The 8,726-nt window shown below is 72.8% G+C and carries 9 protein-coding genes; 4 read left to right on the forward strand and 5 right to left on the reverse strand.

The genetic code is table 11. The features are described from left to right. The 4 genes from Q1K26_RS19520 to Q1K26_RS19535 all read right to left on the reverse strand — a co-directional run. Positions 1–193 (reverse strand): hypothetical protein (locus Q1K26_RS19520; RefSeq protein ID WP_300014904.1); only part of this gene is annotated, 193 nt, incomplete at its 3' end. Positions 194–402: 209 nt separating this feature from the next. Then, positions 403–1,611: an XRE family transcriptional regulator gene (locus Q1K26_RS19525; protein ID WP_300014907.1), complete on the reverse strand. Its 1,209-nt coding sequence runs from the start codon at positions 1,609–1,611 to the stop codon at positions 403–405. 38 nt (positions 1,612–1,649) lie between these two features. Beyond that, entirely contained in the window at positions 1,650–2,240 is a 591-nt protein-coding gene (locus Q1K26_RS19530) for a hypothetical protein (protein WP_300014909.1), read from the reverse strand. A gap of 99 nt (positions 2,241–2,339) precedes the next feature. Next, positions 2,340–3,362, reverse strand: coding sequence for a tyrosine-type recombinase/integrase (locus tag Q1K26_RS19535; protein WP_300014912.1), 1,023 nt, complete (start codon positions 3,360–3,362; stop codon positions 2,340–2,342). Between Q1K26_RS19535 and Q1K26_RS19540 the strand changes: the two genes are divergently transcribed. Together Q1K26_RS19540 and Q1K26_RS19545 are read left to right on the forward strand one after the other, a co-directional pair. Further along, entirely contained in the window at positions 3,363–4,100 is a 738-nt protein-coding gene (locus tag Q1K26_RS19540; protein ID WP_300014915.1) for a class I SAM-dependent methyltransferase, read from the forward strand. Positions 4,101–4,159: 59 nt separating this feature from the next. Then, on the forward strand, positions 4,160–5,641 hold the full coding sequence (locus Q1K26_RS19545; protein WP_300014918.1) for a 1,4-alpha-glucan branching protein domain-containing protein: 1,482 nt from the start codon (positions 4,160–4,162) through the stop codon (positions 5,639–5,641). A 78-nt stretch (positions 5,642–5,719) separates the two neighbouring features. Here Q1K26_RS19545 and Q1K26_RS19550 read toward each other — a convergent pair whose 3' ends face one another. After that, entirely contained in the window at positions 5,720–6,565 is an 846-nt protein-coding gene (locus Q1K26_RS19550) for a class I SAM-dependent methyltransferase (protein WP_300014921.1), read from the reverse strand. A 66-nt stretch (positions 6,566–6,631) separates the two neighbouring features. On the opposite strand from Q1K26_RS19550, the gene Q1K26_RS19555 reads away from it, so the two are divergent. Together Q1K26_RS19555 and Q1K26_RS19560 are read left to right on the forward strand one after the other, a co-directional pair. Further along, positions 6,632–7,453, forward strand: a complete 822-nt coding sequence (locus Q1K26_RS19555; RefSeq protein ID WP_300014924.1) for a class I SAM-dependent methyltransferase — start codon at positions 6,632–6,634, stop codon at positions 7,451–7,453. Then, a complete protein-coding gene (locus tag Q1K26_RS19560) occupies positions 7,450–8,412 on the forward strand; it encodes a phytanoyl-CoA dioxygenase family protein (RefSeq protein ID WP_300014927.1) in 963 nt (320 codons plus the stop codon). The genes Q1K26_RS19555 and Q1K26_RS19560 overlap by 4 nt, the downstream gene beginning before the upstream one ends. Positions 8,413–8,726: the final 314 nt, after the last annotated feature.

The following is an 8,726-nucleotide window of genomic DNA, read 5'->3' on the forward strand; positions in this document are numbered from 1 at the left end:
ACCCGACCCGGCGCGATGACCACGACCGCGCCACCCCGACGACCAGGCCCCGTCCGGCACCACGCCGACGGGGCCTGCTCACGCCGACGACATCGTCACCGCCGATGACGCCGCCATCGTCACCCTCGGCGGCGGCCAACAGCCGCCAAGGGGTCAGTTTTCGGCCGCCGTTGACACTGCCCAGGCTCACCACCCCCTCGACCCCGCCTGAGCAGCACAAACGCCCTCACCCGGCCTCCGGCCGGGCGTGGACACACGCCCCGCCCCGTCGCCCCGAGCCCGTTCTCTCAGGTCAACCCCCGGATTCGGCGCCCACGCCTGCGGCGACGAACTGCGGAACCCGGGTCACTGCAGCCAGCTGGACAACCCTCCCAGACTGATGACAACGTACAGCCACGCTCGCTACCTGGTGACGGGAAACGACAGCACGCGAGCTGGCCCTGCTGGTCCGGAGCGTCCCGGGGTGATGCGAGCCGGCAGATCCACAACGTCCGCCGCCGGCCCGGCCGGTGTCCAGTCGATCCAACCCCTCACATGCCGCTCGGACAGCAGCGAGAAGCGCGCCGCGTCAGCGAGCGCGGAGTGCGCGGCCCTACCTCGCCCAGCGCGCTTGGTGATCGCGCGGGCGAGCCAGATCGGTTCCTCGTTGGTGGTCTCGACGGGCTCACCCTCACCCCGGTTCCATCCCCGCTTCGAGATCTGCTTGTAGAGGCTCGTAGCCTGGTCCGCGCTGATCACGCCAAGCTGGTGGAACCTAACGACCAGAGCCTTGATCGCGATGCCCCATGTCGCCTTGAGCTCCGCAAGGACCGAGAGGGTCACCCGACCACCCTTGCTCATCCAGTCATCAATCAGGGGTTCGGCGGGAGCGAGAAACGCGCTGGCGAATCTGTGGGCTTGGCGTTCGATCCGCCGAGCTTCCTCGGCGGTCTCGGGCGGCGGCAGTGCAGCGTGCAGCCCGAGGTGACCGACCTCGTGCAGGACGGTGAAGCGCTGGCGGTCACCCGGTACAGGATTCGCATCTCGCCCAGGGCGGCTGGCCCGGATGAACGGTGCTCCGCCGATACGCTGCGACAGCCCCAGGTGGCGCCCGAGCTCGCTGCTCATCGGCAGCACGACACAGCCGAGGCGGTCGGCTGCACGCATCGCGTTGCCGACAACGGCTCCCTCGGCGATGCCCGCGGCCACGCGGACTTCCTCGGCGAAGCGCTCGATGGCGTGATCGTCGTTGAGGTCACCGTCGAACACGGGGATCGAATCAGGGATGCGTTCGAGTTGGAGTCGAGTAATCGACTCGGCCACTACGAGATTGCCAGCGGTCATGGATTCGACCACGCGCGTCGACGCATCGGCGTACGCGCGGAGCCACGGGCGGGTCGCGACGAGCTCGATCGACCCGCTGGTGAGGTACTCCGGGGTGCAGCCGAGCGCGGCGGACAGACCACGGAGCACATCGTCGTCCGGGGTCAGCCGGCCGTTCTCGATCTTGGAGACGAGGCCATTGGCCTCGCTGGCCCCGTTGCTGAGCGACCGGGCGAGGTCGCTCTGACTGAAGCCGTTGGCGAGCCGGAGAATGTGCACGCGCTCGCCGATCGTGGCGGGGGTGGTCACGGTGAGACCTCTCAGGGAGTTGTCGGGACGTCGCGACCTCAGAAGCCGCTGGCATCCCCGATCTCGCCGTCGCCGTCCTCGTCCTCGAAGCCCGGCAGGTCCTCGTCGGTCGAGGTGAAGCCACGCGGCGACGGGTCGTCAGTCAGGACGATGATCGAGCCCAGCGTGAGGCAAACCGGGCCTTCGCCGCGCCATCCGACGATCTCGGCCGCGATGAGCCGCTCGATCGTGTGGTCGTCCGACAGGGTGTAGCCGAGGATCCACTTCTCCTCCCGGAGCAGGGACTCGGGTTCCGTGACCAACAGGGATGAACCCTCTCCACAGATCACCTTGTACTCGCCCGCGGCCGTCAACTTGACGTGCTTGACCCGGTAGTACCGGATGGTGTCACCACAATTGGTGATGATGTCCAAGCTGCCCGACGCCGCTTCGAACGTCAGGCCGGCCTGCGAGGCACCGCGCCGGGCGGCCTCGAGCACAAGGGAACGCTCCAGCGCGCTGGCCGGCCCGCGCGTCTGAGAGAACGCCCCGTGCTGACGCACGGCGACGCCAACCTTGTAGCCGGACTCCTCGGTGCTCTCGCGGATCTCGCGGGCGACCTGCCTCAGGACGGCGATCTCAGACTCCACGGGGCGAACCATGCCTGAATACTATTCGAGCGTGGTTCGCCGTGCCGGGAGGGGTCGGGTTCGGGTCCAAGACGGTCCGACGGGAGCAGCGTCGACGCATCAGATTCGGTCCCCTCGGGCGAGCCGCCGCGCAGCGTCCCTGGCGCGCTGCGCTGCGGCCGACGCCCCGTACCGGCGCACCATGAGCGGGCTGCGCCAGCCGGCCAGGCGCTCGACGTCACCCTCGTTCGCCCCGTTGGACAGCAGGTCGTTGGCCCACGTGTGACGGAACTGGTGCGGATGGATCGCCGCGATGCCGGCCGCGTGACCACGCCGTGACAACATTCCGGCCACGGCGTCGCCGCTCATCCGCCAGCCGCCTGCGGATCGCGCTCTCGTAGACAGAAACAGTGCCGCCGAACCGGTCGCCGGGTGCCGATCGCGGGCTCGCAGATACTTCCGTAGCGCTAACGCGGTCTTGGCTCCGATCGGCACGATGCGCTCGTGGCCACCCTTCGTTCGCCGGAGCCGAACGTCGTGACCACGCAGGTCGACGTCGGCTACGTCGATTCCGACGAGCTCGCCTCGCCGGCAACCGGTGTCGAGAAGCACTCGGAGCAACGCGGCGTCGCGACGGCACAGGAACGTCGAACCACGCTCCACGACACGCAGCAGGGCCACAAGGTCGTCGTCGTGAATCACCGGCACCACCTTGTCCCGCGGCGCGGGCAGCGCGATGCCGCGAGCGGGATTCGAGGGCAGGTCGACGTCCGGCTCACCGACGAGGTAGTCGAGGAACAGCCGGAGCGAGATGAGACGCACCCGCCGGGTCGCCTCGTCGCGACCCATGTCGTCGGCGAGGTGGCGCATCCAGGCATCGACGTGCGCGCGCCGCAGATCGGCCACGGAGCGGAACCGCGGCTTGGCTGTGGCGAGCCAGTCGATGAACTGACGAACGCCCCGCAGGTAGACCACCCGGGTCGCCTTTGAGACCGTACCCAGCGTGAGCTCCCACTCCTGCGCAAGATCGAGAAGCTCGTCCATGCGATCACTCCCCTTTCGAGGTTTCGCGGCCAGCGAGCGCTGTGCGGAACCGGCGAGCGGCCAGATGCCATGACCGAGCAACCCATCGTCGCTGCTCACGTGGCTGATCTGTGGCTCACCGGTGAGCGCACGCTTCCCGGCATACCGGAGGAGAACTACTGGTTCCGCCGTCACGAGGTGGTCTACGAGGCACTGCGGCCACGCTGCGCGGGGGCCGTCGTGCTGGAGGCCGGGTGCGGTGAGGGCTACGGCGCCGACCTGCTGGCCGGGGTCGCGCGACGGGTGCTCGCGCTGGACTACGACGCGCCCACCGCGGCCCACGTCGCGCGGCGCTACCCGCGCCTGGACGTCGCGCGGACGAACCTGGTCGCGCTGCCGGTCCGTGACGGTGGGTGCGACGCGGTCGTGTCGCTGCAGGTCATCGAGCACCTGTGGGAGCAGGAGCGGTTCCTGCGCGAGTGCCGCCGGGTGCTGGCGCCCGGCGGCACCCTGCTGGTCTCCACGCCCAACCGGATCACCTTCTCCCCCGGCCGCGACACCCCGCTCAACCCGTTCCACACCCGCGAGCTGTCCGGGTGCGAGCTGGCCGGGCTGATGCGGGAGGCGGGGTTCGTCGACGTCGAGGTGCTGGGGTTGCACCACGGGCCGCGGCTGCGCGCGTTCGACGCCCGGCACGGCGGCTCGATCGTCGACGCGCAGGTTGCGGTGGTCGTCGACGGCGGGGCGTGGCCGGAAGCGCTGCGCGCCGACGTCGCGGCGGTCACCTGCGCCGACTTCGAGCTGCGCGGCGACGACGTGGACGGGAGCCTCGACCTGCTGGTGACCGCCCGGCGGTGAGCGGGAGCGCCACCCGGCGCCGTGCTCGTGACCGTCGGACGGCCCGTAGCGTGGCCCGGATGTCCGAACCCGTCGGCACCTTCTGCCTCGTGCTGCACAGCCACCTGCCGTGGCTGGCGCACCACGGCCGCTGGCCGGTCGGTGAGGAGTGGCTCTACCAGTCGTGGGCGCACTCCTACCTCCCCGTCCTCGACGTGGTGGAGCGCCTGGCCGCGGAGGGCCGGCGCGATCTGCTGACACTGGGCGTCACCCCCGTCCTCGCCGCCCAGCTCGACGACCCGCACTGCCTGCGCGGCGTGCACGACTGGCTCGGCGGCTGGCTGCTGCGCGCCCACGAGGCGGCCGCGCGGCTGCCGGAGCTGGGGGCGCACGAGCACCGCTGCGCGACCGCCGCGCTGGAGCTGTTCGAGACGCGCTGGCGCCACGGCGCGTCTCCGCTGCTGCGCGGGCTGGCCGACACCCGCGCGCTGGAGCTGCTCGGCGGCCCGGCGACGCACCCGTTCGGGCCACTGCTCGAACCGCGGGTCCGGGCGTTCGCGCTGGCCACGGGCCTGGCCGACGCCCGGATCCGGCGCGGGGCCGCGCCGGCCGGGATCTGGGCGCCGGAGTGCGGCTACGCGCCGGGCATGGAGCGCGGGTACGCCGACGCGGGCGTCACCCACTTCCTCGTCGACGGGCCGGCGGTGCGCGGCGACACCGGGCTCGCCCGGCCCGTCGGCGAGTCGGGCGTGCTGGCCTTCGCGCGTGACCTCGACGTCACCTACCGCGTGTGGTCCCCGCGCAGGGGCTACCCCGGCGGGCGGGACTACCGCGACTTCCACACGTTCGACCATCCCTCGGGCCTCAAGCCGTCCCGCGTGACCGGCCGGTCCGTGGCGCCGCAGGACAAGCGGCCCTACGACCCCGCGCGCGCCGCCGCGGCCGTGGCGCGGGACGCGGCGGACTTCGTGGCGGTGGTCCGCGAGCGGCTCGTCGGGCTGGCGGAGCGGCACGGGCGGCCCGCCCTGTCGGTCGCCGCCTTCGACACCGAGCTGTTCGGCCACTGGTGGCACGAGGGCCCGGCCTGGCTGGAGGCGGTGCTGCGGGACCTCCCGGGCGCCGGGGTGCGGGTCACGACGCTGCGCGGGGCGGCAGCCGCCGGGCTGGTCGGGCCGCCGGTGGAGCTGCCGCCGTCGTCATGGGGGTCGGGCAAGGACTGGCGGGTGTGGGCCGGGGTGGACGACCTGGTCGCACTGAACGAGCGCGTGCAGAAGACCCTCCTGTCGCTGCCGCCCGGTGGGCCCGCCCGGGACCCGCTGCGCGACGCCCTCGCCCAGGAGGCGCTGCTGGCGCTGTCCAGCGACTGGGCCTTCATGGTCACCAAGGACTCCGCGGCCGCGTACGCGCGCGATCGGGCGGACGGCCACGCGACACGGGTGGACTCGCTGGCCCGGCTGCTGCACGCGGACCGCAGGTCCGCGGCGGCCCACGAGATCCGCACCTGGCGCCCACACCCCTTCGGCCACGTCGACGCCCGCGACCTCCAGCGACCTCGCACATAGGGCGCGAGGCCCGCACACAGGTCCGGACCTGTGTGCGGGCCCCGGAGCCTGTGTGCGAGCTGCCTCGGGGCCTTCGACTCAGGGCACGCGGGCGATCATGATGTCGAGCGGGTGCGGCACCTCCGGGCCGCCGATGGCGCGCAGGTAGTCCAGGACGTGCTCGCGCACCGGCGCCGACATCGCCGCGGTGCGGGCCCCGACCAGGAAGTCGAACACCGCCTCGCCGCGCCCGCACGGGTCGATGAGGACCTCGGTCACGTCGAGGCGCCCGACCAGGGTCTCCGCGTGCACCTCGAGCCGGCGCAGGTCGAGCTCGGCGCGGACGTCGTGGGCGAACCACGGCCGGTGCTCGCCCCACGGGCACAGCAGCTCGGTGAGCACGCACAGCGGCTCCAGCGGGGCCGTCGCCGCCACCAGCAGCCCGCCCGGGCGGACCATCGACAGCGCGTGGTCGAGCGCGGCGCCCAGGTCGTCGACGTAGTAGAGCGAGTGGACGAAGTGCACGAGGTCGGCCGGATGACCGGCGTCGTGGTCGGCGAAGTCCCCGATCACGACCGACGGGATCAGCGTGTCGACGTGCAGCGCGGCGAGCCGCCCGGCGAACCCCATGGCCGAGGGCGCGTGCGGCTCCACGCCCAGATAGCGGACCTGCCGACCGCCTTCGGACAGCGCGCGGGCCAGCGGCGCGTCCACGCTGCCGTCACCGACCCCCACCCCGACGACGCGCACCGGGTCGCACCCGGCCAGCAGCGGCGGCAGCGCGTGGGCCAGCCAGCCCTGCAGCAGCGCCCGCTGGTCGCTGGCCGCCTCGTACGCGGCGTGGGTGAGGGCGTAGCGCTCGCCGGTGAGCGGGGGAAGCGGTGCGCTGCCCACCACCTCGACCCGGAGCCGATCCAGGGATGAGGCCGTACCCGTGGTGGTCACGTACCGACGCTAAGTCCCCCACCCGTTCGTGGCGCGCCGAAACCCCGGACGTGGTTGGCTCAGCACGTGACCCGACCCGACACGGCCCGACGCAGCCTCGACCACTGGAGCGAGGCGGGCCGCGCGGAGATGCAGGCGTTCTACGCCCTGGCCACCGAGGACTACCGGCAGCTCGCCGCGGCCCGCGACTGGGCCGCCGACCTGCGCGACCACACCCTGGACGGCCGCGTCCGGCTGCTCGACGTGGCCTGCGGGAGCGGCAAGTTCCCGGCCGCGCTGCGGCGCGCCGGGCTCCCGGAGACGCCGCGGGTGGCCGTCGACCTGCTCGATCCGTCCGGCTTCAGCATCGCCGAGGCCCGGGGCGTGCTGCGCGCGCCGTTCGTCGCCGAGGGCGAGCACGAGGTGTTCCTCCAGGACTTCCACGCCGAGGCCGCCTACGACGTCGCCTGGGCCACCCACGCGCTCTACGCCCTGCCGCCCGCCGACCTCGCCGCGGGCGTCGCACGGATGGTGGCGGCGCTGCGCCCCGGCGGGTTCGGGGTCGTGGCCCAGGCGAGCTCGCGGTCGCACTACCTGGCGTTCTACGAGGCCTACCGGGAGTCGTTCGCGCCCGACGTCACCCCCTACACCGACGCCGAGGGCGTCGCGGCGGCCCTGCGAGCGGCCGGCGCCGCCGTCGCGGTGCAGGTCCTGCCCTACACGACCGGCTCGGCCGACCGCACCGTCGTCGAGGGGTTCCTGCAGCGCTGCGCGTTCGACGACACCGTGTCGCTGGAGGAGATGGAGGGCCACCCCGCGCTCGGGCACTACCTCGCCGGGTGCCGCGCCCCCGACGGCCGATACACCTTCACCCACGAGGCACACCTGATGACGTGGGAGAGCAGGTGAGGAACCCGCACCTGTCCGAGCGCACCGCCGCCGGGGTCGCCTCCGACGTGGGCGTGGAGTGGGACCGCGGCAACGACCAGTGGTGGGACTGGTACATGTCGCTCGCCGACGGCGCCGCCCCCGCCGGGCCGCCGGTCGACCCCGCACCCCACGACCCCGGCCCGCTCCCGGCCGACGACGGGTTGCTCGCCGAACTCGCGCGGCCCTACCCGATCACCGGCGCGCAGGTGGCGGCGTACCGCGCGGAGTCGTTCGTCAAGCTGCCGGGTGTGCTCTCGCCCGGCGGGCTGGAACGGCTGCGGGTGCGGTTGCGGGAACTGCTGGACGCGAGCGTCGACCCGTCCGTGGGCTTCCGGAGCCTGGAGATGATGTGGCTCGACGATCCGCTGCTGCGCGCCGCCGTGCTCTCCCCGCGCATCGGGGGCATCGCGGCCGCCCTGCTCGGGGCCGGTGCCGTGCGGCTCTACCATGACAACGGGCTGTCCAAGGAGCCCGGCGCCGGGCGCACCCCCTGGCACTTCGACGCCCACCACTTCCCGCTGGCCTCGGCCGACGTGCTGACGGCGTGGGTCCCGCTGCAGCCCACCCCGCGCGAGATGGGCCCGCTCGCGTTCGCCCGCGGGGCGGGCTCCTGGCGCCTCGTCGAGGACCTGGAGTTCGACAAGCACGGCACCTCCTACGACCGGCGGGTGTCGGAGACGTTCCGGTCGCACGGGGTGGACGTCGAGGACGGCCCGTTCGCGGCGGGCGAGATGAGCTTCCACTCCGCGCACTGCGTGCACACCGCGGGCGCCAACCGCACCACGGTGTCCCGCATGGTGCTGGCCACCACCTACTTCGCCGACGGCGTCCGCGTCGTCGACTCCCCGACGATGATCAGCGGCGACTGGCGCAAGTTCGTCCCCGGCGCCGAGCCCGGCGCCGTGGTGGCCAGCCCCCACAACCCCGTCATCGCCTGACGCGCGCCGACGCGCGCGCATCCACACCCCGACTCGCGCGCACGCACACCGCGACTCGCGCACCCTCAGACCCCGACTCGCGCAGGGGGGTACACCCGATCCCGCGAGTCGGGGCCTGCGTGCGCGCGAGTCGGGGCGAGTGGGTCAAGGCTGTGGACGGGGCGGGTGTACCGGAACTCTCAGGAATTGCATCAGGCGGGCGGCGAAACCGCAGGTCGGCTGGTCAGTATGTCCTCGGAGTGGCTTGTCTCGGGCCGCTGTCACCGGCCCCTTGACCTGCCGATTTGATCAGTGGCGCCCGTCTGGTGCATGAT

This window comes from Pseudonocardia sp. (genome assembly GCF_029263155.1).
In the GTDB taxonomy this organism is placed as follows: domain Bacteria; phylum Actinomycetota; class Actinomycetes; order Mycobacteriales; family Pseudonocardiaceae; genus Pseudonocardia.

Bases quoted from the DNA above. Each gene is read 5' to 3' on its own strand.
- Q1K26_RS19545 (WP_300014918.1), top strand. From the start codon at position 4,160: ATGTCCGAACCCGTCGGCACCTTCTGCCTCGTGCTGCACAGCCACCTG.